Genomic DNA, 24,314 nt, shown 5'->3' with positions numbered 1-24,314 from the left:
CTATCGCAGCACCTTGTAGTGGAGGTGGGTGACGTCGCAGGAGGGGAGTTGGCGGACTTGTTCCAGTTCGATCTGGGTGGCGGGGAGGTTGTCGAAGAGGCGGCGGCCCTGGCCGAGGAGGACCGGGACGACGTGGAGTTCGAGTTCGTCGAGTTCGCCGGCTGCGAGGAGGGACTGGGCGGCGCCGGCGCCGTGGACCAGGATGTTGCGGTCGCCGGCGGCGGCGCGGGCCTGGGCGGCGCAGGACTTCACGTCGGTGACGAAGCGCGAGCTGCCGGGCGGGACGTCGTTCTCGTCGACGTGGTGGGTGAGGACGAAGATCGGTACGCCGTCGTGGTGGTCGCCGCCCCAGCGGCCGGCGTGTTCGAAGGTGCGGCGGCCGGCGATGACGGCGCCGGTGGCGACTGCTTCGGCGTACACGTGGCCGCTCGGTCCGTCGGAGTCGCGGTCGTCCAGCCAGTTGAACAGCCGGAACCCACCGCGTCCCATCGGCTCTTCCACGCTGTCGTCCGGACCGACGACGTACCCGTCGACGGACATTGTCATGTAGAGCACGATCATGTGAGGCCTCCGAAGATGTGGTCTGGATCGTATGCCTGCTTGATGGCGAGCAGGCGCTCATAGTTGCCGCCGTGGTAAGCGGTGGGATCAGTGAGGTCCGGGTCGGGGAAGTTGGGGTAGAGACGGCCGGAGGCGTGCGGGTGGGCGATGGACCACGACCGCCGTACGGCGGTTCGGTCGGGGCTCGCGTGTTCGAGGAGGAAGCGTTCGCCGCGATGGATGAAGGCCGTGGCGTCGGCGGGGACCCGGTTGTAGGCGCCGCCCATCGGAGTGAAGCTCAGCTCGCAGCCCGCGGCCAGGAGTTGAGCGATGGTGTCGCGGGGGAGCGGAGAGCCGAAGAACTCCGACTTGCTGTAGACGACGCGATCGTCCTGGACGTCCTCGTCGGAGAAGCTGCGCTTGAGCTCAGGCCAACTGAGCCCGTCGCGCAGCTCGACCGCCGCATCGAGGGACGCGAGTTCGCCGAAGTCGGCGGCGCCGACCGCGGCACCGAACGCCCGTACTTCGTCGGCCGTCACGGCGAGGCTGGCCGTGAGGTGATCGGGCGCGTCCGGCGCCCAGGACTGCCAAGCGGCGATGACGTCGGCGGCTCGATCCCGTGGATAGGTGAGGGTGAAACGCGTCGCGGCGGGCGACGGTACGGCGGCGAACACGAGCGACGTGACGACGCCGAACTGACCACCTCCGGCTCCGCGCAGCGCCCAGAACAGATCCGGCTCCTGCCCCTCAGAGCACTCCACGATGCGACCGTCCGCGAGCACAACCGTCGCGCCGACGAGCCGATCGCAGGTCAGCCCGTACCGCCGCCCGAGCAGCCCGAGCCCGCCACCCAACGTCAACCCGGCAATCCCAACCGTCGGCCCACAACCGGCCGGAATCGTCAGTCCGTGCTCGTGCAGCCCGCGATACACGTCCGCCAGCCGAGCCCCAGCTCCGATCGCTGCCTGTCCATCTGCAACTGACACCGAGTCGAGCGCGGAAAGGTCCAGGAGGAGCCCGCTGGTCGACGAGCGGCCCGCGAAGCAGTGGCCGCCGCCTCGGAGGGCGACTGGGAGCGCGTGGGCGCGGGCGTAGGCGAGGGCCTCCGCCACATCGGAAGGATCAGCGCAGCGCGCGATGGAGGTGGGGCGGATGGCGCGGTACTGCGGGAGCGCAGGACGGCGGAGTACCTCGTATTGCGGGTGGTCAGCGCCGATCAGCTCCATGGGCTGACGCTACGGCCGGCACCCGGGCCTGGGCTTGAAGAAAACGGTCGTACCAGCCGGCCAGGAACGGGCGGTACGACGCCGAGTGGTCGTGACCGCAGTCGCAGCGATCGGCCTTGTCGCCGAGCAGTTCGCGCGGAGTCACCCCGGTCAGCCGTACGCACTCCCGGGTCAGATGCGCATGATCGGCGTACCCCGTCTCCGCCGCGAGATCGGCCAGCCCACCGCCGAACCCGGCCTGCGCCAACGCCAAGTACCCCTGGAATCGCAACGTCCGCTGCAACGCCTTCGGACTCACCCCGACAGCCGTCAGACACCGCCGCCGCAGCTGGCTCTCCGACAGCGCCAGATCGTCGGCCAGCGTCGCGATCCCGGTCCGCTCCCACGGCATCAACCGCCGTACCATCTCCGCCACCACCGGATCCGGACGCAGCTGCCGACCAGCCAGATACCGCTGCACCTCGAGCAACGCCGCCTCGGGAGCCGCCGAGGCCACGATCGACCCGATCGCCACCGCCGCAGGCCCCCACAGATCGACCACGCAATCCACCAGCTCATCAGCCGGTACGCCGAGCAGCGCGCCACCCGCACCCGGCATGAACCGCACTCCGACGATCGTCGTCCGCGCCGGGATCACCTGCAGCTGCGCGCGGGTCAGCGGCCCGATCAACCGCGGTACGCCGCCGACCGGGCAGTGCAGCTCGACGCCGCCGGTCGGCAGGTCGCGCTGCACATACGCGACCGATCCCGTCCGCTGGATCCAGACCGTACGAACGAGCCCCGACAGCTGCGGCAGCGGGTGGCTCTCGTCGTACGACTGGTCCATGGTTACAACTCGATATGCGATCCGATGATGACGGTCCGGTCGCGTGGGAGGCCGAAGTACTCCGCGGCGTCCGCGGTGATGTGGGACGTGGCGAGGAACAGCTGTTTGCGCCAGCCCGCCATCGTCGGTGCGTTGCCGCGGCGGAGCTCGATCTTCGAGAGGAAGTACGACGCGTGCTCGAGATCGATCGGGCCCTCGGTCGCGGCCGGGTCCAGCAGGGCCAGCGCGCTCGGGACGTCGGACGACTCCATGTAGCCGAACTTGATCGTGACGTGGGTGATCCCGTCGTCGCCGTACCCGAGATCGTTGACCATCACCCGCTGGTCCTCGGGGACGCGCGGGACCTCCGCGGTCTCGATCGCCACGATCACCACGTGCTCGTGGCGCACCTGGTTGTGCTCGACGTTCGCCCGCAGCGCGAGCGGGGTGGTGACGCCGCCGCGGTTCAGGAAGATCGCCGTACCGGGCACCGTGCGGACCGGCATGTCGCCGGAGCCGAGCTGGTTGATGAACTCCTGCAGTGAACCCTCCGCCCGCTCCCGCTCGGCCGTGACGACCTGGCGGCCGCGTTGCCAGGTCGTCATGATCGTGAACGCCGTGATCGCGATCAGCAGCGGCAACCAGGCGCCGTGGATGAGCTTGGTCAGGTTGGCCCCGACGAACAGCAGGTCGACGGCCAGCAGCAACGTCGCGCCGGCGCCGATCAGCCACCACGAGATGTTCCAGCGGTAGCGGGCGACGTAGAAGAACAGCGTGGTGGTGATCGTGATCGTGCCGGTCACCGCCATGCCGAACGCGTACGCCAGCGCCGCCGAACTGCGGAACGCGAACACCAGCGTCAGCACCGAGACCAGCAGCAGCCAGTTGATCCACGGCACGTAGATCTGACCCGCGGTGGTCGCCGACGTGTGCGCGACTCGCAGGCGCGGCAGGTAGCCGAGCTTCGCGGCCTGCGACGCGACGGAGTACGCGCCGGTGATGACCGCCTGCGACGCGATCACGGTCGCCGCGGTCGCGAGGAGTACGAGCGGGAGCCGGCCCCAGTCCGGGATCAGCAGGAAGAACGGCCCGCTGATGTTCGACTCGTCCTTGAGGATCAGCGCGCCCTGGCCCAGGTAGCTCAGCACGCACGCGGGCAGGACGAGGAACAGCCAGCCCCGGGTGATCGCCTTCCGGCCGAAGTGGCCCATGTCGGCGTACAGCGCCTCGGCGCCGGTGACCGACAGCACGATCGCGGCCAGCGCGAAGAACGCGATGTGGAAGTGCCCGGCCAGGAAGCTGATCGCGTACGTCGGGGACAGCGCCTTCAGGATCTCCGGGTGCCCGGCGATACCACTGATCCCGCACGCGCCGATCGCCGCGAACCAGACGATCATGATCGGCCCGAACACCCGGCCGACCGCTTCGGTGCCGCGTCGCTGGACCATGAACAGCACGATGATGATCACCGCGGTGATCGGTACGACGTACTCGCCCAGTGACGGCTCGACGAGTTTCAGTCCTTCGACCGCGGACAGTACCGAGATCGCCGGTGTGATCATGCTGTCGCCGAAGAACAGCGAAGCTCCGAACAGGCCGAGTCCGGCCAGCACGACCGCGCCCTTGCGCTCCCGGTGCCGGCGGGCCCATCCGCGCAGAATCGTGATCAGCGCCATCAGGCCGCCCTCGCCGTCGTTGTCGGCGCGCAGCGCGAGCAGGATGTAGGTGACGGTGACGATGATCATCACCGACCAGAAGATCAGCGAGACGACACCGAACACGTTCGCGTCGCTGACCGGCACCGGGTGCGGGTCCTCGGGGTTGAACACGGTCTGGATCGTGTAGATCGGGCTGGTCCCGATATCACCGAACACCACGCCGAGTGCCCCGACGATCACCGCGAGCTTGACGGTGTCGTGGACATTCGGCGTACGGCCCGTGGCGTCGTCCTGCTGAATCGTCACGGCCCGGACGATACCTGCCCCGGGAGCTACCGAGGTGGATGTCGAGAGCGTTGCCGCGACTCCGACGTACCTCACATGACACCTCAGATGACGCCGGAGCGGGTACTGCGGACCTACGTGACGCTGGTCGTCGTGTCCACAGGTGCTTCGTCGATGATCTGGGGCATCAACACCCTGTTCCTCCTCGACGCCGGACTGAGCATCGGAAAGGCGTTCGCCGCCAACGCGTTCTTCACCGCCGGCATGGTGCTGTTCGAGGTCCCGACGGGTGTGGTCGCGGACACGGTCGGACGGCGTACGTCGTACCTCCTGGGGACCGCCACCTTGTTCGGGTCCACGCTGCTCTACCTGCTGTTGTGGCAGGCGCACGCGCCCTTCGCGCTGTGGGCTCTGGTGTCGGTGCTGCTCGGGCTCGGGTTCACGTTCTTCAGCGGCGCGACCGAGGCCTGGCTGGTCGACGGGCTGCACGCGACCGGGTACCGCGGGTCGCTCGACGCGGCGTTCGCGAAGGGGCAGGTGGCGAGCGGGATCGCGATGATGGGCGGCTCGATCGGCGGCGGCTTCCTGGCCCAGGTGACGAATCTCGGCGCGCCGTACGTCGTCCGCGCGTTGTTGCTCGGGGCCACTTTCGTGGTGGCGTGGCGGGCGATGCGCGACCTCGGGTTCACGCCGAAGCCGCGGGTCTCGGTGCGCGGCGAGATGGGCGGGATCGTCCGGGCGTCGTTGCGGCACGGGCTGCTGAATCCGCCGGTGCGCTGGGTGATGCTGGCCGGTCCGTTCACCGCCGGGGTGAGCGTGTACGGCTTCTACGCCGCGCAGCCGTATCTCCTGCAGCTGTACGGGCACGCCGACTCGTACTGGATCGCGGGTCTGTCCGCCGGGATCGTGGCCGGTGCGCAGATCGCCGGCGGTGCGTCGGCGGCGTACGTCGCGCGGATCTTCCGCGACCGGATCTTGATCCTGATCGGGGCAATCGCGACGTCCGCGGCCGTGATCGCGTTGATCGGTCTGGTGACGTCGTTCTGGGCCGCGCTCGGCCTGTTGATGGTGTGGGGCACGATGTTCGCAGCGATGACGCCGGTCCGGCAGGCGTACCTGAACAGCCGCATCCCGTCGGAGCAGCGGGCGACGGTGCTGTCGTTCGACAACCTGCTCGGCTCCGCGGGCGGTGTCGTGATCCAGCCGGGGCTCGGCCGGTCCGCGGATCTGTGGGGCTACGGGCAGACGTACCTGCTGGCGGCCGGGATCCAGGTGCTCGCAGTACCGTTCCTCGCCCTGGCCCGCCGTAAAGCGGTCGAGGTGACGCCGGACAAGCCCCTAGCCTTGCAGGCGTGACGCCTCGACTGATCATCCTGAACGGCGGATCCAGCTCCGGGAAGACCGCGCTCGTGCGGGCTCTGCAGGAGGTGCTGGACGAGCCGTGGCTCGGGTTCAGCGTGGACGACTTCGTCGACGCCCTGCCGGCCAAGCTGGAGGGTTCGCCGGACGGGATCGTGATCGGATCCGATGGCGAGGTGTCGGTCGGGCCTGCGTTCCGCGAATTGGAGGCGGGCTGGACCGCCGGGATCGTCGCGATGTGCCGGGCCGGCGGTCGGGTGCTCATGGACGACGTCTTCCTCGGCGGACCGTCGTCGCAGCAGCGCTGGCGGAACGCGATCGGCGATCTCGAGACGCTGTGGGTCGGCGTCCATTGCGAGCCGTCGATCGCAGCACAGCGCGAGGCGGCCCGCGGTGATCGGCCGACCGGCATGGCCGAAGGGCAGGCACTGATCGTCCATGAGGGCATCACGTACGACGTGGAGGTCGACACGTCGCACACGACGTCGATCGAGTGCGCGCGGACGATCGCGGACTACGTGAAGGCCTGATCGACGACGGCGAGCGCGCCGATGATGCGCTCGCGGTGCTGCGCGGCCACGACGGCGGCGTCGTCGCCCGCGAAGATCCGCCGTACCGACTCCAGGTGAACGACGCGGTAGGCAGCGACTGTCAGCGCGGCGGTCAGCTGAGGAGCGGGTACGCCGGTGTCCGCCATCGCTCGCGCGATCGCCTGCTCGATCTCCTGGAGTAGCTCGCGGGCGCGGTTCTGCAGGGACCGCGACTCGGCGACGACCTCCCAGAAGCGGCGGAATGTGCCGCGGATCGTGGACAGCGGATGCCCCTCGTCGGCCAGCGCGACCAGCAGGTCCGACACCGCCTTGACCGCGGACGTGCCGGCCGGGCGGTCGTTGATCGCGGCAACGACCATGGCCTCCGCCTCGGGGTAGCGGTCGAAGAGCAGATCCTCCTTGCGGGTGAAATGCGCGAACACCGTCGGCCGCGCGACATCCGCCGCATCGGCGACCTCGGACACCGACACGGCGTCGAAGCCGCGCTCGAGGAAGAGTGTGGTCGCGACCTCCGAGATCCGGGTCCGGAGCTCGGCCTTCTTCCGCTCCCGGCGGCCCGGCTGGTTCACGGTTTAACCATACCGGATAAAAAGATGTACTGAGTATGAGTTCGCTTGCTACGCTGGCTGCCATGCACTCGATCGGGGTGAACTACGACACCGGCCTGCGCTGCGACGGCCGCAGTACGCGCAACCGCTTCGACGCCGACGCGGTGCGCCATGAGATGGCGGTGATCGCGGAAGAGCTGCACGCTCCCGCGGTGCGAGTGGTCGGCACCGAGCTCGACCGGCTGACGGTGGCGGGGGAGGCGGCGCTGGCGGCCGGGCTCGACCTGTGGTTCTCACCGATGCCGATGGACCTCGAGCCGTCCGAGTTCATCGCCTTCCTGACCGACTGCGCCCTGCAGGCCGAGGTGCTGCGGCAGTCGGCGCGTGGTGACGTCGTACTGGTGCTCGGGTGTGAGCTGTCCGTGTTCTGCAAGGGATTCGTGCCGGGTGAGACGTCGGGGGAGCGTCTCACGCTGATGGTTGACCCGGCGACCTGGACCGACCCGGTCAAGCTGATGGAACTGCAGGCCGGGCTCGAGCGCTGGGGCTCGGTGCAGGCGGAGCTGGCGAGTGCTGCTCGTAGTGTCTTCGGCGGCCGGATCACGTACGCCGCGGGCATGTGGGAGGACGTGAACTGGGACCTGTTCGACATCGTCAGCGTCGACGCGTACCGGGACGCGGCCAACGCGGCGACCTTCGCCGACGAGCTGGCGGCGCGGTCGAAGTGGGGCAAGCCGGTGGTCGCCACCGAGTTCGGCTGCTGCGCGTACCGCGGCGCGGCCGAGCGCGGCGGGACCGGCTGGATGATCGTGGACCGCAGCGTCGACCCGCCGGTCGTCAACGGTTCGTTCGAGCGGGACGAGGAGGAACAAGTGGAGTATCTGTTCGAGCTCGTCGAGGAGTTCGACCGGATCGAACTGGCGGCAGCGTTCTGGTTCAGTTTCGCGGGCTTCGAGCTGCCGCACCGCGAGAACGATCCGCAGCACGATCTCGACCTCTCGTCGTACGGGCTGGTCGCGGTCGGGGACGACGGGCACTGGCGGCCGAAGAAGGTGTTCGGCAAGCTCGCGGAGTTCAACGCCGGCCGGAGCTGATGGACCGAGCGGTACATTTGGCCGTGTGCTGACAGCGAAGGGTGCGGCGACGCGGGACCGGATCGTGATGGCGGCTGCCGCCGAGATCCGGGAGCGTGGGGTCAGCGCGGTGAAGCTGGACGACATCGGGCGGCGGAGCCGGACCGGGAAGAGCCAACTGTTCCACTACTTCCCCGACGGCAAGGAACAGCTGTTGCTCGCGGTCGCCGAGCGCGAGGCCGAGCAGGTGCTCGAGGACCAGGAGCCGCATCTCGGCCGGTTGACCAGCTGGGACGCCTGGGCCGAGTGGCGTGATGCAGTCGTGGAGAAGTACCGGCGGCAGGGCGTGCACTGCCCGCTCGGTGTACTGATCACCGAGATCGGACGTCACACCCCGGCCGCGCAGGCTGTGACCGGGCAGCTGCTCGCGCAGTGGCAGCACCGGCTCGAGAGCGGCATCGAGGACATGAAGGCCGCGGGCGAGATCCGTGCCGACGTGGATCCCGCCCGCGCCGCGGCCGCGCTGATCGCCGCGATCCAGGGCGGCGTGGCGATCCTGATGTCGTCAGGCTCGTCAACGCATCTGGAGTACGCGCTCGACCAGTGTCTGGATTACCTCCAGTTGAGCACCGGCGGCCGGTAGCCGGCCGGCTTGTCGGCGACCTTCGCTCCGGCGTTGACCAGCCAGCCCTGGTACTCCGGTGTGAACATCCGGTACACCGACTCCGGCGGTACGGCGCTGGCGGCGTCGAGCGCGGCCCGCAGTTCGTTCGGCAACTCGAAGCCGAGCGCCTCGATACTCGATTCGAGTTGCTTCGGATTGCTCGCGCCGACGATCGCGGACGCGATACCGGGCTGGGTCGCCGCCCAGTTCACTGCGACCTGAGCCATCGTCACGCCGAGCTTGTCGGCCACGTCCTTCACCGTCTTCAACAGGTCCCAGTGCCGGTCACCCCAGTTCCGTACGGGTGAGCCGTCGCCGGTGAGCCGGCCCTCGCCGGCCACGCCGCGAGTATCGTCGCGCTGGTACTTCCCGGTCAGGAAGCCGCTCGCCAGCGGGCTCCACGCGGTGATGCCGAGCCCGAGCTGCTGCGCCATCGGGACGTGCTCGGTCTCGATCGTCCGCTCGGCCAACGAATACGGGAGTTGCAGGCTGACCATCGGGGTCAGCGCGTGCGCGTCGGCCAGCGTCTGCGCCCGAGCCGCATACCAGGACGGTACGTCGGACAGTCCGGCGTACCGGATCTTGCCGGCGCGGGCGAGGTCGTCGAGCGTCCGCAGTACCTCGTCGATCGGGGTGATGCGGTCCCAGGTGTGCAGGAGGAACAGGTCGACGTAGTCGGTGCCGAGCCGGCGCAAAGACTCGTCGAGTGCGCGGATCAGATGCTTGCGGCTGTTGCCGCCGGCGTTCGGGTCACCGGAGTCGACGCTGTTGGTCGCCTTGGTGGTCAGTACCATCCGCTCCCGCACGCCTGCCTCGGCGATCAGCCGGCCGAGGATCCGTTCGCTCTCACCGGCGGTGTAGAAGTCGGCGGTGTCAATGAAGTTGCCGCCGGCATCGATATAGGCGCGGAAGATCGCCCGCGCCTCGTCCTCGGTCTTCCCGTACGGCGCGTGGAAACCCGCCTGTCCGAAGTTCATCGTCCCCAGAGCCAGCCGGCTGACCCGCAGCCCCGACCGCCCGAGCAAGTAGTAGTCGTCAAGTGCCATGCCCACAGCGTTGCTCGACAAAAATGGACCGGCAAGTACAAAGTCAGACCGCGGTGTAGCCACCGTCCACCGGGACGACGGCGCCGGTCACGTACGCCGCTGCCGGAGAGGCGAGGAACGCGTACGGCGCCGCGATCTCGTCGACCGTGGCGCGCCTGCCGAGCGGCGTGAACGTGGTGATCCGCTGGTCCGAGGCGGGATCGTCGTGCGCGGTCACGCTGTCCATGATGTTCGCGACGTACCCGGGCGCGACCGCGTTCACCCGGATGCCGTGCTCGGCCCACTCCGCCGCGAGCGTCCGGACCAGTTGGTTGATCCCGCCCTTGCTCGCGGCATACGGCGCCAGCGTCGGGATCCCGACCTGGCCGGCGATCGACGACGTCATCGTCACCGACCCGCGCTCCTGGCGCCCGATCCAGTACCGCGCGGCCGCCTGCGCGGGGAGGAACGCCCCACGCAGGTTCACCGCGAGAATGCGGTCCCACTCGTCCGGCGTGTACTCGACCGCCGGCTTGAGGATGTCGATCCCCGCGTTGCAGACCAGGTGATCCAGCCGCCCGAACGCCCCGACCGCCGCCTCCACCAGACCCTGGGCGACCGCGGCGTCGCCGACGTCTCCGGCAGACTCCGCCACTCGCCGGAAACTCCGCGGCCAGCCGCGCCGCGGTCGCCGTGGTCTCGTCCGCGGCGTACCCGTTCACGACCACGGCCGCGCCCTGCCCCAACAGCGCCCGCGCGATCGCCAACCCGATCCCACGACTCGACCCGGTCACCACAGCCGCCCTACCCGTGAGATCGAACAGCGTGCTCATGCGGCCAACGGTAGTGCGTGAAAGGATTTCCTCGTGGCCCTTTCTGAACAGCAACGGATTGTGCTCGAGCGGCTCGCGGAGCTGGTCGTACCGGCGGACGAGTCTCCGTCCGCGGCGGGCGGAGTGGTCGGGTTCGTCGAGCGGGTGCTGGCCGAGGACCGGCCGGATTGGCTGCCGCGGGTCGAGCGCGGGCTCACGGTTGCTGAGGCTGCTGGGCTTGAGGGCGCCTTGGCGGATGCCGATGGTGCTTGGCTGGTTCGGCTGGTGGCGCAGGGGTATTACGCCGAGCCGGCGGCGTGGGGGATGGTTGGATGGCAGAGCGGCGACTTCCCGACGGTGCAGACCGAGCTGGCGATCACGCCGCGGTCGGCGTTGGCGGATCGGTACGACGCGATCGTGATCGGCTCGGGTGCCGGTGGGGGAGCGGCGGCGCAGGTGCTGGCGGAGTCCGGGCGGTCGGTGCTCGTCGTGGAGCTGGGTCGCTATCCGACGACGGAGTCGCTCTCACACGACCATCTGCGGAATCCGCGGTCGGTCGCTGGGCTGCCCGCGCTGACAGATCCGGACCCGGCAGGGCGGCCTCGGATCTCGGTCGTGGACGGTGTGCGGAGCCAGGTGCTCCCGCCCGACGGCGGCTGGGGAAACAACGCGTTCACGGTCGGCGGCGGGACACGCGTGTACGGCGCGCAGGCGTGGCGGTTCGTGCCGCGGGACTTCCGGATGGCGACGACGTACGGCGTACCGGACGGGAGCGCGCTCGCCGACTGGCCGATCTCGTACGACGACCTCGAGCCGTACTACTCGCTGGCCGAGCAGCGGTTCGGCGTGAGTGGCGGCGGGGCGGATCCGTGGCACGAGCCACGGTCGATTCCGCTGCCGATGCCGCCGATGCCGCGGACCGGGCCGGCTGAGCTGTTGTCCGCGGCGGCGGATCGGTTGGGCTGGGGGATTCTCGACGTACCGCTGCTGATCAACTCGGTCGACTACCGAGGACGCTCCGGCTGCGTTCAGTGTGGGCAGTGCGTCGGCTTCGCCTGCCCGGTCAATGCGAAGGGCGGGACGCACAACACCGCACTCCCGGCCGCGCTCGCGACCGGCAACTGCACACTGGTCACCGAGACCACGGTCGAGCGCCTGACCACTTCAGCAGGCCGAGTCACTGGCGTCGCGCTGGTCGCAAGCGATGAGTACGGCGGGATCTGGCGCCGGACCGTTTCCTGCGACGAGGTCGTCGTGGCCGCGGGTGCATCGGAGACGCCGCGGCTGTTGCTGAACAGCGCGCACGACGGCGAGCCGAACGGGATCGGCAACAACCAGGACCAGGTCGGCCGGCATCTGCAGGCCCATGTGTACGCCGGTGCGGTCGGGCTGTTCGAGGACGAGGTTGTCGATCTCGTCGGGCCGGGCGCGTCGATCGCGACCTGCGACTTCCGGCACGGGAACGACGGGATCGTCGGCGGCGGGATGCTGGCCAACGAGTTCGTGCCGACGCCTGCGGCGACGTACGACTATCTGACCGGGGCCGGCCTGATCCCTCCCGCTGGGGCGGAGAGCAAGCAGGCGATGCGGCGCGAGGTACGGCGGATGCTGCGCGTGGTCGGGCCGATCCAGGAGGTGTCGTCGGCCGAGTCGCGGGTCCGGGTGGATCCGTCGGTGGTCGACCGGTTCGGCAACCCGGTCGTGGTGACGAGTGGATCGATCCACCCGGAGGACGTTCGCGCGCACGGCTTCATGAGCGCGAAAGCCAAGGCCTGGCTGGAGGAAGCGGGCGCGATCCGGACGGCTGTCGGCGGCGTCGGCACGCTGGGCCGGGCAAGCACCGGACAGCATCAGGCAGGCTCGTGCCGCATGGGCACCGACCCGGCCCGGTCTGTCACAGATCCACACGGCCGCATCTGGGGTCACGACAACGTCTGGATCGCCGACGCTTCGCTCCACGTGACCAACGGCGGCGTGAACCCCGTCCTCACCGTCCTCGCCAACTCCTTGCGGATCGCGACGCACCTGACCCGCGCTTGAGGCCGCTGGCGGGTTGTTGCACCGCTGACCTGGTGTAGCCGGTCAGCGGCGACACAACCCGCCAGCCGGGTCAGGCGAGCATGCGGGAGATGCCGACGCCGCTGCGGGCTTCGCGGCCGTACTTCTCGATCTCGGCGGGCAGGTTCAGGCGGGCGATGCCGGTCTTGTTGCGGTCCTCGTCGGTGAGGAGGTCGGCCGGGATGATCCAGACGATCTCGAACTCGAGCCCGTCGGGGTCCTTGCCGTACAGCGACTTGGTCGTGCCGTGGTCCGAGGCGCCGACGAGCGCGTCGTGCTCGCTCAGTTTGCCGGCCAGGTCCTCGAGGTCGCCGAGCGTGTCGACCTCCCACGCCAGGTGATACAGCCCGACCGTCGTCCGCCCGGCGCCGGACGGACCCGCCTGCGATCCGATCTGGAACAGGCCGAGATCGTGGTCGTTGCTCGACCCCGGCGCCCGGAGGAACGCCGCGCCCGGGATCGTGTCACCGGTCTCGGTGTACCCGAAGCCGAGGACGTCTCGGTAGAACGCGACGCTCGCCGCGACGTCGCGCACGTACAGGACCGCGTGGTTCAACCGGAAGATCGCCATATCGCCATGGTAGTTGAGGACTCAACTTGAGACTAGCGGCGGCGCCGTGGCTTCTGCCGGCTTCTGTCCGGCGCCTGTTTCTTCGCAGCCGCCTTGGGCTTGGCAGCGGCCCTGGGCTTGGCGGTCTTGGTCTTGGGGGCCGGCCCGCGGGTGCTGTTCGTCGTCCGGCCGCGGACGATGCCGATGAAGTGCTCGACCAGCTCACTGGTCTCGTCCGCTTCCGGCCAGCTCAGCACGACCTGCGACTCCGGTACGCCGGTCAGCGGCCGGTACGTCAGGTCCTTGCGATGATGCAACCGGGCCAGCGACTGCGGTACGACGAGCAACCCGGTGCCCATAGCAACCAACTCGATCGCGTCGCCGGTCCGGGCCGGGCGCTCCTCGATCAGTCGTCCGGGCGGCCGGTCCCAGTCGAGTACGTCGTCCTGCGCGTGCAGCATGAGCTCGTCGGCGAGGTCGTCGACGGTGATCTCGTCGGCGGCCGTGATCAGGTGATCCTTGGGGACCACGACGACGGTCTGCTCGACGTACAGCGGGATGGCGTGCAGGCCGGTGCGGTCGATCGGCAGGCGCAGGAGCGCGGCGTCGGCCTCGCCGCGGCGTACCAGGTCTGGCGCGTCGGCCGCGGTGACCTGCATCAGCTCGAGCGGAACGCGGGGGAGGCGCTCGGCCCAGATCCGGACCCACTTGGCTGGGGTCACGCCGGGAACGTAGCCCAGCCGGAATCCGGTCACGCCGTCAGGTTACCGGGCGTTACGCTGCTCCCATGACGGCGCGTAAGACATCCCAGACCATGAAGCCCGCGACAGCGGCCAAGAAGCTCGGGGTGTACCTCGAGGCCACGCCCGCGGAGTTCCAGGACGGTGTGGTCTCACGCGACGAACTCGACGCGCTCCAGACCGACCCGCCCGAGTGGCTGCGCGACCTGCGCCGCAACGGCCCACACCCGCGCCCGGTCGTCGCGGCGAAACTCGGCGTCTCGATCAGCGGCCTGGCCCGCGCCGGCATCACCGAGGCACTGACCACCGACGAGATCGAGTCGATCAAGTCCGACAACCCCGACTGGCTCGAACACGAACGCGCCACCCAGGCGGAAGTCCGCCGCCAGGCTGCGGAGCAGAAACAGCAGAAGTCCTAGCTGATCCGCACCCGCAGCCGGCGGAAGCCTTTGCCTTTGCTTTCCATTTTGACTACCTCGAGCTGGCCGATCAGCGCGGTGGAGGCGACGTGGGTGCCGCCGTCGGCCTGAGTGTCGAGGCCGGCTATGTCGACGATGCGGACGATCTCGATGTCGGGTGGGAGGAGGTTTGTCGCGGTGCGGATGATGTCGGGGATCGCGAAGGCCTCCTCGCGTGGCAGGTTGCTGACCGTGATCCGGCGGTCGGTGCGGATCTCGGCGTTGACTGCCTCGGCGACGCGCTCCTTGAAGTCCGGCGGTACTTCGGCCAGGTCGAAGTCCATCCGCGCCGACAACGGCTCCATGTTCCCGCCCGTGACGAGCGCCCCGAAGTCGCGGAACACCACCCCGGTCAGCACATGCAGCCCGGAGTGGGTCCGCATCAGCTGAGTACGCCGTTCGTCGTCGAGCGCCCCGCGCACCGCCGTACCGACCGGCGGCACCGGGTCGCCGTCGTGCGGCACCAGATACAGGTCGTCACCGCGGACCGTCCCGACGATCCGCGTCCGTACGCCGCCCCACAACAGCACGCCCTCGTCCGGCGGCTGTCCACCGCCACCGGGATAGAACGCGGACCGGTCGAGCACGATCCCGCGCTCCGGATCCACCCCGACGACCGTCGCATCCCACTCCCGCACCGACGCATCATCCAGATCCAGCCGATGCGTGTGCCCGTGCAGATTCGCCGCCCCACTCATGGTCACCGAATCTAGCAGCACCGCTCCGTTTGTTAACCTGCCGAAGGACCGGACGCGCGGCGCATCCTCGACGCGAACCCGTCGGTCGCCTGGCACATCGTCGAACACGACCGGTGCGACACCGATGTGATGACAGCGCTACGGGACAGCCGCGACTATCTCAGTGCGCTTTGACGAGCTCGGTGAAGGCGTCCAGAGCGCGGCGGATGTTCTCCACCGAGTTCGCGTACGAGAACCGCAGGTGGTTCTCGCCGTACACACCGAACGAGGTGCCCGGGAGGCACGCGACGCCGACCTCGTCGAGCAGGCGATCCGCCAGGTCCGATGCCGACAGGCCGAGCTCGCTGATGTTCGGGAACGCGTAGAACGCCCCGCCGGGCTCGACGCAGGACACACCCGGTACGGCGTTCAGCCCGGACACGATCACCTCGCGCCGTTCGCGGAACGCATCCAGCATCCGGTCGACGTCGTCCCACGGTCCCTCGAGGGCGGCGATCGCGGCGTACTGGCTGAAGGCCGACGTACAGGAGACCGAGTTGATCATCAGTCGCGTCACCGGCTCGACCAGCGGCTCCGGGAACACACCGAAACCCAACCGCCAACCGGTCATCGCGAACGTCTTCGACCAGCCGTCGAGCAGGATCGTCCGCTCGCGCATCCCGTCGACATCCAGGACGCTGTGGTGCTCGCCGTCGTACCGGAGGGCCCAGTAGACCTCGTCGCTGAGTACGACGAGATCGTGCTCGATCGCGATCTCGGCGATCGCCTGAAGCTGTTCCGGGGTGGAGGCGCTGCCGCAGGGGTTGTGCGGCGAGTTGAGGATGAGCAGCTTGGTCCGGTCGGTGACCAGCGACCGCAGCTCCTCGGGATCGATGACGAACCCGTTCTCCTCCCGCAGTGGCACCGGGACCGCCTTCGCACTGGCGAACGACGCGATCGACTCGTACATCGGGAAGCCGGGGTCAGGAAACAACACCTCGTCACCCTCCTCGCACAACGCGAGGATCGTGAAGAACATGATCGGCTTCGCACCCGGAGTGATCAGCACCCGGTCCGGCGAGGTCTGCAACCGGCCGGTGCGCTCGAGGAACTCCGTCACCGCGGTCCGCAGCTCCGGGATCCCGGGCGCCGGGACGTAGTGCGTGAAGCCCTTGTCCAGGGCCTGCTGCGCGGCGGCGATCACGTGCGCCGGGGTGTCGAAGTCGGGTTCGCCGATCTCGAGGTGGACGATCTCGCGCCCCTGCGCCTCCAGGGCCTTCGCCTTGGCCAGCACCTCGAAGGCCGATTCGGTCCCTAGCCGTTCCATCCGCTGAGCAAGTTTCACGACGCCAACTTTAATCTGCAACGATGAAGAACATGGCACGGGTAGCGGTGACAGGAAGCAGCGGCAAGCTGGGCCGCGCGGTGGTCGACCACCTCGCGGACAACGGCTGGGACGTGGTGGCCCTCGACCAGGCTCCGCCGGCGCGCGCCGACGTGACGTCGACACGGCTCGATCTGACCGACTTCGGCCAGACGTACGAGGCGATCGCCGGGATCGACGACAGGCACGACGGTGTCGACGCGGTCGTCCACCTGGCCGCGATCCCGGCGCCGGGCCTGCGGCCGAACGCGGCGACGTTCCAGAACAACATGACCGCGACGTACAACGTGTTCTCCGCGGCGCTGCGGGCCGGCGTCCGGAACATCGTGTGGGCGTCGAGCGAGACCGTGCTCGGTCTGCCGTTCGACGAGTTCCCGCCGTACGTGCCGGTGGACGAGGACTACCCGCCGCGACCGAACAGCACCTACTCGCTGGTGAAGACGCTCGAGGAGGAGCTGGCCCGCCAGCTGTGCCGGTGGCACCCGGACCTCAAGCTGATCGGGCTGCGCTTCTCCAACGTCATGTACCCGGAGGACTACGCCCGCTTCCCGTCGTTCGACGCCGACGCCCAGGCCCGCAAGTGGAACCTCTGGGGCTACATCGACGCCCGCGACGGTGCGCAGGCGGTCCGCAAGGCTCTTGAGTACGAGGTGACCGGGACCGACGTCTTCATCGTCGCGAACGCCGACACCGTGATGTCGCGGCCCAACGAGGAGCTCCTCGCCGAGGTGTTCCCCGGCGTGGAGGTGAAGCGGCCGTTCGGGCCGAACGAGACGCTGCTGTCGATCGAGAAGGCGCGGCGTCTGCTCGGCTACGAGCCCGAGTTCTCCTGGCGAGGCCCGAACGGGAAGAGCGTGTCCGGGTCGTAGTCCGCGCGTACTTCGGCCAGCCGGGCAAACGTCTCGGCCGGCCAGGACGCCTCGTACGACCCGGGCAGCGCGAACCCGCCCGCGAAGTTCACCGTGGTCTGCTGACTGATCCAGGGTCCGAGCCTCGCGATCAGCCCGTCGACCGTTGCCGGGAGCACCTTTTCGAACAGGCTCGGATCCGGTACGCCGATCAACGTCAGCGTGCCCGCTCCGCCACGACCGCCGACCGCGCTGCCTTCGGGTACGTCGCGTTCCGTCGCGCCGCCGAGATGCCGGACCTCGACCGCGATCAACGGGAGCTGCTGCTCCGGACCGGCTGCCTCGAGGAAGGCCGCGACGAAGTCCGCGTTGATCTCGTCGAGCATCATCCCGCGGTCCCACGCGGGCGTCGGATCCTTCGGATCGTTGTGGATCAGCGGGATGTCGCTCGCGGGCATCTCGCCGACCGCGTCGATCAGCGTCGTGCCGGCGTCGCGGATCGGCTGGAACAGTTGCTTGCCCTCGGCCACATCACCGACGTAAGCGAACCGGACGTTGAGCACGGTCTTGCCACGCAGCGGTTCCGGGATGAATTCGAGCGGCGGGAGTCGCAGGATCACGACCGACGAGTTCGCGCTCTCCGGTAGCGTCTTGGTCCACTCGGTCCAAGTGCTCAGCACCGGAGCGATGTGCTCCGCGTCGAAGAACACCGAACCGCCGTACAGCGTGCTCAGCTCGACGAGCTCGAAGTCCATCGACGTGACGATGCCGAAGCCGCCCTTGCCGCCGCGCAACGCCCAGAACAGGTCGGGGTGCTCGTCCGCGTCGGCGGTGACGACCTCTCCGGACGCAGTCACGACACGGAACCCGCGGGCCCAGTCGGACGAGAAACCGTAGGTCCGGGCCAGCGGGCCGAGCCCGCCGCCGAGCGTGTACCCGATGCAGCCGACCATGTCGGACGCACCCGCGATCGGCGCGAGTCCGTGCGGTGCGGCGGCGCTGATGACGTCGGCCCAGACCGAGCCGGCGTTGATGTGCGCGACCCTGGTCTGCGGGTCGATCGTCACGCCCTCGAGCCGGGAGGTCGTCACCACGATCCCGTCCTGGATCGGGTTCGGTACGCCGTGCACCGTCGCCAGCACGCGAACCGGCGTACCGGTCTCTGCCGCCGCCCGGACCACGGCCACCGCGTCGTCCTCGGACGTCAGACCGACGACCACGTCAGGACTGTGTGTAACCGCCAGATTGAACCCCGACAGCTCTTCCGCGAACCCGTCGTCGCCGCGCGCCAGCACAGGTCCCGCGACCGCTCCCCGCAGCCGGCCGATCAATTCATCCGACACGATCTTCCCCCTCCGTCGACTCCCGGAAGTCTTTCACCAGGCCGGGGTCAGGCTCGAACAGCGGCTCGAAGAGTGGCTCGAACACGCCTGAACGGGGGGCCGACTCGACGGTAACGGCCATGGGCTGAAAACCTGTGCCAGCAGAAGGCGATCCCTTCTGTACAAGCAGGGTGAGACACGGAGGCGGTCGATGTTCAAGCGTATCGCAGTAGTGAACCGGGGCGAGGCCGCGATGCGGCTGATCAACGCGGTCCGGGAAGTCAACGCCGAAGGCGGTGACCCGATCGAGACCGTGGCCTTGTTCACTGACGGCGAGCGGACCGCGACGTTCGTACGCGCGGCGGACATCACCTACCCGCTCGGCCCGGCGTCGGCCCGGCCGTACCTGGATCTCGCCGTCCTCGAACGCGCGCTCCGCGAGACCGGGGCCGACGCGGCCTGGGTCGGCTGGGGATTCGTTGCCGAGGACCCCGCGTTCGCGGAGCTGTGCGACCGGATCGGCGTGACCTTCATCGGTCCGTCGGCCGAGGCGATGCGCAAGCTCGGCGACAAGATCGGGTCGAAACTGATCGCCGAGGAGGTCGGTGTACCCGTCGCGCCGTGGAGCCGGGGCGCGGTCGAGTCGCTGGACGCCGCGCTGGAGGCGGCCGAGCGGATCGGGTACCCATTGATGCTCAAGGCAACGGCCGGTGGTGGCGGCCGCGGTATCCGGGTGGTCCGCTCGGCAGACGAGTTGTCCGACGCGTACGCACGGACCAGTGACGAGGCCGCCCGCGCGTTCGGTAGCGGCGTCGTGTTCCTGGAGCGGCTCGTCACCGGCGCGCGGCACGTCGAGGTGCAGGTCATCGCGGACGGCCAGGGTACGGCGTGGGCGCTCGGCGTACGGGACTGCTCGGTGCAGCGCCGGAACCAGAAGGTGATCGAAGAGTCCGCGTCCCCGCTGTTGTCGGCCTCGCAGGTCGAGGATCTGAAGGCTTCCGCCGAGCGGCTGGCACTCGCGGTCGGATACAAGGGTGCCGCGACGGTCGAGTTCCTGTACCACCCGGGTGAGAAGTCGTTCGCGTTCCTCGAGGTGAACACCCGGCTCCAGGTCGAGCACCCGATCACCGAGCTGACCACCGGGTTCGACCTGGTGAAGGCGCAGCTGCACGTCGCCTCCGGCGGCCGGCTCGAGGGCGTCAAGCCGGTCGAGAGCGGTCACGCGGTCGAGGCCCGGTTGAACGCCGAGGACCCGGACCGCGACTTCGCGCCGTCGCCCGGGCGCATCGCCGTACTCGATCTGCCCGCCGGGCCCGGGATCCGGGTGGACACCGGGGTGAGCGCGGGCGACAGCATTCCCGCGGACTTCGACTCGATGATCGCGAAGATCATCGGGTACGGCCGGACCCGCGAGGAGGCCCTCGCCCGGCTCCGGCGCGCGATGCAGGCGACGACCGTGCTGATCGAGGGCGGTGCGACCAACAAGAGCTTCATCCTCGAGTTGCTCGACCAGCCCGAGGTGATCGACGGCAGCGCGGACACCGGCTGGATCGACCGGGTCCGTGGCGAGGGCCGGCTGATCTCGCACCGGCACTCCGGGATCGCACTGGTCGCGGCCGCGATCGAGGGGTACGAGGACGCCGAGGCGGTCGAGCGCACCCGGCTGTACGAGACCGCGCACGGCGGCCGCCCGCAGGTGCAGCACGAGGTCGGTCGCGCGATCGACCTGAAGCTGCGCGGCGCGAGCTACCGGGTGACGGTGGCACGGATCGGTCCGGAGCGCTTCCGGGTCGGCGTCGGCAACGGCAACGGCCATCTGAAGGTCGTGGACGCCGAGCTGGAGCGGCTGGACGACTACACCAGCCGGCTCGTCGTCGGTGGGCAGCGGTTCCGCCTGGTGACCGCGACGCACGGCCCGGTGCATCTGGTCGAGGTCGACGGCGTGACGCATCGCGTCAGTCGCGACGAGGGCGGCGTACTGCGTTCGCCCGCGCCCGCGCTCGTGGTGGCTACGCCGGTGCAGACGGGTGCCGAGATCGAGGCCGGTGCGCCTGTACTGGTGCTCGAGAGCATGAAGATGGAGACGGTGCTGTACGCGCCGTTCAAGGGGACCGTGAAGGAGCTGCTGGTCTCGACCGGGAGCCAGGTGGAGACCGGCGCGCCGCTGCTCCGGCTGGAGCCGGTGGCCGACGAGTCCGGCGCGGAAGCGGTCGCTCCGACGACGAACGGCGTACAGCTGGATCTGCCGAACGGGACCGGGGAGAAGTCCGCGGCCGAGCGGGTGGAGCGCGGGCTGGACGACCTGCGGAGCATGCTGCTCGGGTTCGACATCGACCCGCAGGACGAGGGCGGCATGCTGGCCGACTACCTCGCTGCGCGGTCCGAGCTCGCGCATCAGCAGGCCGGGCCGCCGGTCGGGCCCGAGATCGAGCTGCTCAGCGTGTTCGCCGACTTCGCCGAGCTGAGCCGGAACCGTCCGGCCGGCACGGACACCAGCATCGAGAACCGGGTGCACAGCCCGCGCGAGTACTTCTACACCTACCTGCAGAGCCTGGACCCGGACCGCGGTGGCCTGCCCGCCGAGTTCCAGGCCCGGCTGACGCGGGTCCTGAGCAACTACGGCGTGACCGGGCTGGAGCGGAGCCCTGAGCTGGAGGAAGCGGTCTTCCGGATCTTCCTGGCCCAGCAGCGCTCGAATCCCGACGTACTGCTGGTGACGTCCGTGCTGCAGCGGTGGATCGCCGAGCCGCTGCCGGAGTCGCCGCTCGACGAGTCGGTGCACGAGCTGCTGGACCGGTTGGTGCCGGCCACCCAGCTGCGGTTCCCGGTGGTAGGTGACCTGGCGCGGAGCGTTCGCTTCCGCTGGTTCGACCAGCCGCAGGTCGACGCCGAGCGGGCGTCGATCATCGCCGGCGTGGGCGACGAGGTGGCCGACCTGGCCGCGCATCCGGACGCGCCGGACCGGCAGCAGCGGATCGACGCGCTGGCCGCGATCCCGGAGCCGATCGTCCGGTTCCTCGCCCAGCGGCTCGAGGGCGGCTGGGGCGAGCGCGAGCCGATGCTCGAGGTGCTCGTCCGGCGGCACTACCGCGAGTACGAACTGCACGACCTGCGCGAGTTCGCCGTCGACGGCCGGCCGGTCGCGACCGCCGACTACTCGATCGACGACCGTCCGAGCCACCTGGTCACGACGGTCGGGACGGTGTCCGAGCTCGCCGACCGTGACAGCGCCCTGTCCCGCGCGTTGACCGCCCAGGTCGACGCGCGCACGGCCGGCCACGAGGCCGTCGTCGAGCTGTACCTGTACGGCCCCGACCTGCCCGAGTCCCAGCAGGAGGCCTCCGACCTGTATCGCCGGATGGTCGCCGACCTCCCGGTCGCCCAGCGGGTACGACGGATCTCGGTCGCCGTCGCACCGGGACACGGCCGCCCGGTCTCGTACTTCACGTACCGCCCGGCCGGCGGGTCGATGGCCGAGGACGACAACGTCCGCGGCGTACACCCGATGGTGGGCCGCCGCCTGAACCTGTGGCGGCTGCGCGACTTCCGGATCACCCGCCTCGAAGCGCCCGAGGACGTCCTCCTCTACTACTGCGTCGCGCGGGACAACCCGGCCGACCGGCGGCTCGTCGCGCTGGCCCAGGTCCGCCAGTTCGCCGTGGTCCGGGACGAGGACGGCCAGGTCACCTCGCTGCCGCACGCCGAGCGGGCGATCGCGAACTGCCTCGAGGCGATCCGCCGGGCCCGCTCCGCCCGCGGTGCGGCCGGCGCCAAGCTGGACATGAACCACGTCTGGGTGCAGATCTGGCCGGTGGTCGAGGCCCAGGTCGACGAGGTGACCGCGCTGCAGCGCAACATCGCCCCGATGACCGCGGGCGCCGGGATCGAGGAGGTCCTGGTCCAGGGCCAGGTTCCGGGTCCGGACGGTACGACGAACCCGGTCGCGGCCCGGTTCTACTACCAGCACGGCGCGGGCGTCGTCACGTCGATCGAGCAGCCGCCGACCGGACGGCTGCTGCCGCTCGACGACTATGCCCAGAAGGTGCAGCGGTCCCGGCGGCGCAACACGATCTACCCGTACGAGGTCAGCGGGATGGTCGCCGGCCAGGGCGGCTCGTTCGTCGAGCACGACCTCGACGACGCCGGCAACCTGGCCCCGGTCGAGCGGCCGAAGGGCCTGAACAAGGCCGGCATCATCGTCGGCATCGTCACCACGCCCAGCGAGCGGTACCCCGAGGGCGTCACCCGGGTCGCGATGAGCGGCGACCCGACGATGGCGCTCGGCGCAGTCGCCGAGGGGGAGTGCGCGCGGATCATCGCCGCGCTCGACCTGGCCGAGCGGATGCAGGTCCCGGTCGAGTGGTACTCGCTGTCCGCCGGTGCCCGGATCTCGATGGACTCCGGCACCGAGAACATGGACTGGGTCGCGAAGGCGCTCAAGCGGATCGTCGAGTTCACCCAGGACGGCGGCGAGATCAACGTCGTCGTCGCGGGCATCAACGTCGGCGCGCAGCCGTACTGGAACGCCGAGGCGACCATGCTGATGCACACCAAGGGCATCCTGGTGATGACGCCGGACAGCGCGATGGTGCTGACCGGCAAGCAGACGCTGGACTTCTCCGGCAGCGTGTCCGCCGAGGACAACTTCGGCATCGGCGGGTACGACCGGGTGATGGGCCCGAACGGCCAGGCGCAGTACTGGGCGCCGGACCTGAAGGCGGCCCGGGACGTGCTGATGACGCACTACGACCACACGTACGTCGTACCGGGGGAGAGCGGTCCGCGCCGGGCCCTGACGTCGGACCCGGTGGACCGCGACGTCACGCCCTACCCGCACGACGTGGCCGGGAGCGACTTCAAGACCGTTGGTGAGATTTTCTCGCCCGCGACCAACCCGGACCGGAAGAAGGCGTTCGACATCCGCACGTTGATGCGGGCCGTCACCGATCAGGACCACCCGGTGCTGGAGCGCTGGGCCGGGATGGCCGACGCCGACACCGCGGTCGTCCAGGACGCCCGGCTCGGCGGATTCCCGGTGTGTCTGGTCGGGATCGAGTCGAAGTCGGTGCCGCGCCGGGGTTTCCCGCCCACCGACGGCCCGGACACGTACACCGCGGGCACGCTGTTCCCGCGGTCGTCGAAGAAGGTGGCGCGGGCGATCAACTCGGCCAGCGGCAACCGTCCGCTGGTCGTGCTGGCGAACCTGTCCGGTTTCGACGGATCACCGGACTCGATGCGGAATCTGCAGCTCGAGTACGGCGCCGAGATCGGCCGCGCGATCGTGAACTTCCGGGGACCGATCGTTTTCTGCGTGGTCTCGCGGTACCACGGCGGCGCGTTCGTGGTGTTCTCGAAGTCGCTGAATCCGTCAATGACCGTGCTCGCGGTCGAGGGATCGTTCGCGTCCGTGCTCGGCGGTGCGCCCGCCGCCGCGGTCGTGTTCGCGGGTGAGGTCGACGCGCGGACCACTGCGGATCCCCGGGTGGCGATGCTGGCCGAGCGGGTCGGCGAGGCGACCGGAGCCGAGCGGGCCGCTTTGGCAACGGAGCTTGCGGAAGTGCGAACCGTCGTCCGGGCAGAGAAGCTGGGTGAGGTCGCGACCGAGTTCGACCGGGTGCACAGTATCGAGCGTGCGCGCGACGTCGGATCGGTCGATGCGGTCATCAGCGCAAGGGAATTGCGGCCAAAGTTGATCGAGGCAATCAATTCCGGGGTACCCGGAAAGTGATCG

General features: G+C 69.5%; 20 protein-coding genes and 1 pseudogene. 8 read left to right on the top strand and 13 right to left on the bottom strand.

Going from position 1 to position 24,314, the window contains the following annotated elements; all coding sequences use genetic code 11:
* Genes OHA10_RS34715 through OHA10_RS34700 form a run of 4 tightly spaced genes read right to left on the bottom strand, consistent with a single transcriptional unit; the run spans nucleotide 1 to nucleotide 4,535 of the window.
* Entirely contained in the window at nucleotides 1–546 is a 546-nt protein-coding gene (locus OHA10_RS34715; protein WP_371403012.1) for a dihydrofolate reductase family protein, read from the bottom strand.
* Nucleotides 547–557: 11 nt separating this feature from the next.
* Entirely contained in the window at nucleotides 558–1,766 is a 1,209-nt protein-coding gene (locus tag OHA10_RS34710; protein ID WP_371403011.1) for an FAD-binding oxidoreductase, read from the bottom strand.
* The gene (locus OHA10_RS34705; protein WP_371403010.1) at nucleotides 1,747–2,592 is read right to left on the bottom strand and encodes a helix-turn-helix domain-containing protein; all 846 of its coding nucleotides are present in this window, start codon (nucleotides 2,590–2,592) and stop codon (nucleotides 1,747–1,749) included. Before OHA10_RS34705 ends, OHA10_RS34710 begins: the two co-directional genes overlap by 20 nt.
* 2 nt (nucleotides 2,593–2,594) lie before the next feature.
* Nucleotides 2,595–4,535, bottom strand: coding sequence for a potassium transporter Kup (locus tag OHA10_RS34700; protein ID WP_371403009.1), 1,941 nt, complete (start codon nucleotides 4,533–4,535; stop codon nucleotides 2,595–2,597).
* A gap of 75 nt (nucleotides 4,536–4,610) precedes the next feature.
* Between OHA10_RS34700 and OHA10_RS34695 the strand changes: the two genes are divergently transcribed.
* Both OHA10_RS34695 and cpt read left to right on the top strand, forming a co-directional pair.
* The gene (locus OHA10_RS34695; RefSeq protein ID WP_371403008.1) at nucleotides 4,611–5,870 is read left to right on the top strand and encodes an MFS transporter; all 1,260 of its coding nucleotides are present in this window, start codon (nucleotides 4,611–4,613) and stop codon (nucleotides 5,868–5,870) included.
* The gene (gene cpt, locus OHA10_RS34690) at nucleotides 5,867–6,403 is read left to right on the top strand and encodes a chloramphenicol phosphotransferase CPT (RefSeq protein ID WP_371403007.1); all 537 of its coding nucleotides are present in this window, start codon (nucleotides 5,867–5,869) and stop codon (nucleotides 6,401–6,403) included. Before OHA10_RS34695 ends, cpt begins: the two co-directional genes overlap by 4 nt.
* Here the strand turns inward: cpt and OHA10_RS34685 are convergent.
* The gene (locus OHA10_RS34685; protein WP_371403006.1) at nucleotides 6,388–6,993 is read right to left on the bottom strand and encodes a TetR/AcrR family transcriptional regulator; all 606 of its coding nucleotides are present in this window, start codon (nucleotides 6,991–6,993) and stop codon (nucleotides 6,388–6,390) included. The two genes, cpt and OHA10_RS34685, sit on opposite strands and share 16 nt — an antisense overlap.
* 35 nt (nucleotides 6,994–7,028) lie before the next feature.
* Between OHA10_RS34685 and OHA10_RS34680 the strand changes: the two genes are divergently transcribed.
* Complete coding sequence (locus OHA10_RS34680; protein WP_371403005.1) at nucleotides 7,029–8,066, top strand: hypothetical protein; 1,038 nt, start codon at nucleotides 7,029–7,031, stop codon at nucleotides 8,064–8,066.
* A gap of 25 nt (nucleotides 8,067–8,091) precedes the next feature.
* Nucleotides 8,092–8,688, top strand: a complete 597-nt coding sequence (locus OHA10_RS34675; protein WP_371403004.1) for a TetR/AcrR family transcriptional regulator — start codon at nucleotides 8,092–8,094, stop codon at nucleotides 8,686–8,688.
* On the opposite strand, the gene OHA10_RS34670 is transcribed toward OHA10_RS34675, so the two are convergent.
* From OHA10_RS34670 to OHA10_RS34660, 3 genes and pseudogenes are all read right to left on the bottom strand, one after another.
* Nucleotides 8,658–9,755: an aldo/keto reductase gene (locus OHA10_RS34670; RefSeq protein WP_371403003.1), complete on the bottom strand. Its 1,098-nt coding sequence runs from the start codon at nucleotides 9,753–9,755 to the stop codon at nucleotides 8,658–8,660. The genes OHA10_RS34675 and OHA10_RS34670 overlap by 31 nt on opposite strands.
* 43 nt (nucleotides 9,756–9,798) lie before the next feature.
* Nucleotides 9,799–10,389, bottom strand: a complete 591-nt coding sequence (locus OHA10_RS34665) for an SDR family NAD(P)-dependent oxidoreductase (RefSeq protein ID WP_371403002.1) — start codon at nucleotides 10,387–10,389, stop codon at nucleotides 9,799–9,801.
* Between the two features lie 22 nt (nucleotides 10,390–10,411).
* Nucleotides 10,412–10,567, bottom strand: a pseudogene (locus OHA10_RS34660) (SDR family NAD(P)-dependent oxidoreductase); the annotation flags it as partial.
* A gap of 33 nt (nucleotides 10,568–10,600) precedes the next feature.
* Here OHA10_RS34660 and OHA10_RS34655 point away from each other — a divergent pair.
* Nucleotides 10,601–12,586, top strand: a complete 1,986-nt coding sequence (locus OHA10_RS34655; protein ID WP_371403001.1) for a GMC family oxidoreductase — start codon at nucleotides 10,601–10,603, stop codon at nucleotides 12,584–12,586.
* Between the two features lie 70 nt (nucleotides 12,587–12,656).
* Here OHA10_RS34655 and OHA10_RS34650 read toward each other — a convergent pair whose 3' ends face one another.
* On the bottom strand, nucleotides 12,657–13,175 hold the full coding sequence (locus tag OHA10_RS34650) for a VOC family protein (RefSeq protein WP_371403000.1): 519 nt from the start codon (nucleotides 13,173–13,175) through the stop codon (nucleotides 12,657–12,659).
* 32 nt (nucleotides 13,176–13,207) lie between these two features.
* Nucleotides 13,208–13,909 carry a LysR family substrate-binding domain-containing protein gene (locus OHA10_RS34645; protein ID WP_371402999.1) on the bottom strand — a complete coding sequence of 234 codons (702 nt, stop codon included), beginning with the start codon at nucleotides 13,907–13,909 and terminating at the stop codon, nucleotides 13,208–13,210.
* Nucleotides 13,910–13,941: 32 nt separating this feature from the next.
* Between OHA10_RS34645 and OHA10_RS34640 the strand changes: the two genes are divergently transcribed.
* On the top strand, nucleotides 13,942–14,313 hold the full coding sequence (locus tag OHA10_RS34640; protein WP_371402998.1) for a DUF5997 family protein: 372 nt from the start codon (nucleotides 13,942–13,944) through the stop codon (nucleotides 14,311–14,313).
* Here OHA10_RS34640 and OHA10_RS34635 read toward each other — a convergent pair.
* Nucleotides 14,310–15,050 carry an alanyl-tRNA editing protein gene (locus OHA10_RS34635; protein ID WP_371402997.1) on the bottom strand — a complete coding sequence of 247 codons (741 nt, stop codon included), beginning with the start codon at nucleotides 15,048–15,050 and terminating at the stop codon, nucleotides 14,310–14,312. The genes OHA10_RS34640 and OHA10_RS34635 overlap by 4 nt on opposite strands.
* Nucleotides 15,051–15,210: 160 nt before the next feature.
* Nucleotides 15,211–16,374 carry a pyridoxal phosphate-dependent aminotransferase gene (locus tag OHA10_RS34630; protein WP_371402996.1) on the bottom strand — a complete coding sequence of 388 codons (1,164 nt, stop codon included), beginning with the start codon at nucleotides 16,372–16,374 and terminating at the stop codon, nucleotides 15,211–15,213.
* A 23-nt stretch (nucleotides 16,375–16,397) separates the two neighbouring features.
* Here OHA10_RS34630 and OHA10_RS34625 point away from each other — a divergent pair, with 23 nt between their 5' ends.
* Complete coding sequence (locus tag OHA10_RS34625) at nucleotides 16,398–17,282, top strand: NAD-dependent epimerase/dehydratase family protein (protein WP_371402995.1); 885 nt, start codon at nucleotides 16,398–16,400, stop codon at nucleotides 17,280–17,282.
* Here OHA10_RS34625 and OHA10_RS34620 read toward each other — a convergent pair.
* The gene (locus OHA10_RS34620; protein ID WP_371402994.1) at nucleotides 17,225–18,604 is read right to left on the bottom strand and encodes an FAD-binding oxidoreductase; all 1,380 of its coding nucleotides are present in this window, start codon (nucleotides 18,602–18,604) and stop codon (nucleotides 17,225–17,227) included. The two genes, OHA10_RS34625 and OHA10_RS34620, sit on opposite strands and share 58 nt — an antisense overlap.
* 190 nt (nucleotides 18,605–18,794) lie before the next feature.
* On the opposite strand from OHA10_RS34620, the gene OHA10_RS34615 reads away from it, so the two are divergent.
* A complete protein-coding gene (locus OHA10_RS34615) occupies nucleotides 18,795–24,311 on the top strand; it encodes a carboxyl transferase domain-containing protein (RefSeq protein ID WP_371402993.1) in 5,517 nt (1,838 codons plus the stop codon).
* Nucleotides 24,312–24,314 lie beyond the last annotated feature (3 nt).

Source organism: Kribbella sp. NBC_00662 (genome assembly GCF_041430295.1).
In the GTDB taxonomy this organism is placed as follows: domain Bacteria; phylum Actinomycetota; class Actinomycetes; order Propionibacteriales; family Kribbellaceae; genus Kribbella.
The sequence above is the reverse complement of the archived record's forward strand: the minus strand, read 5'-3'. Positions and strand labels throughout refer to the sequence as shown.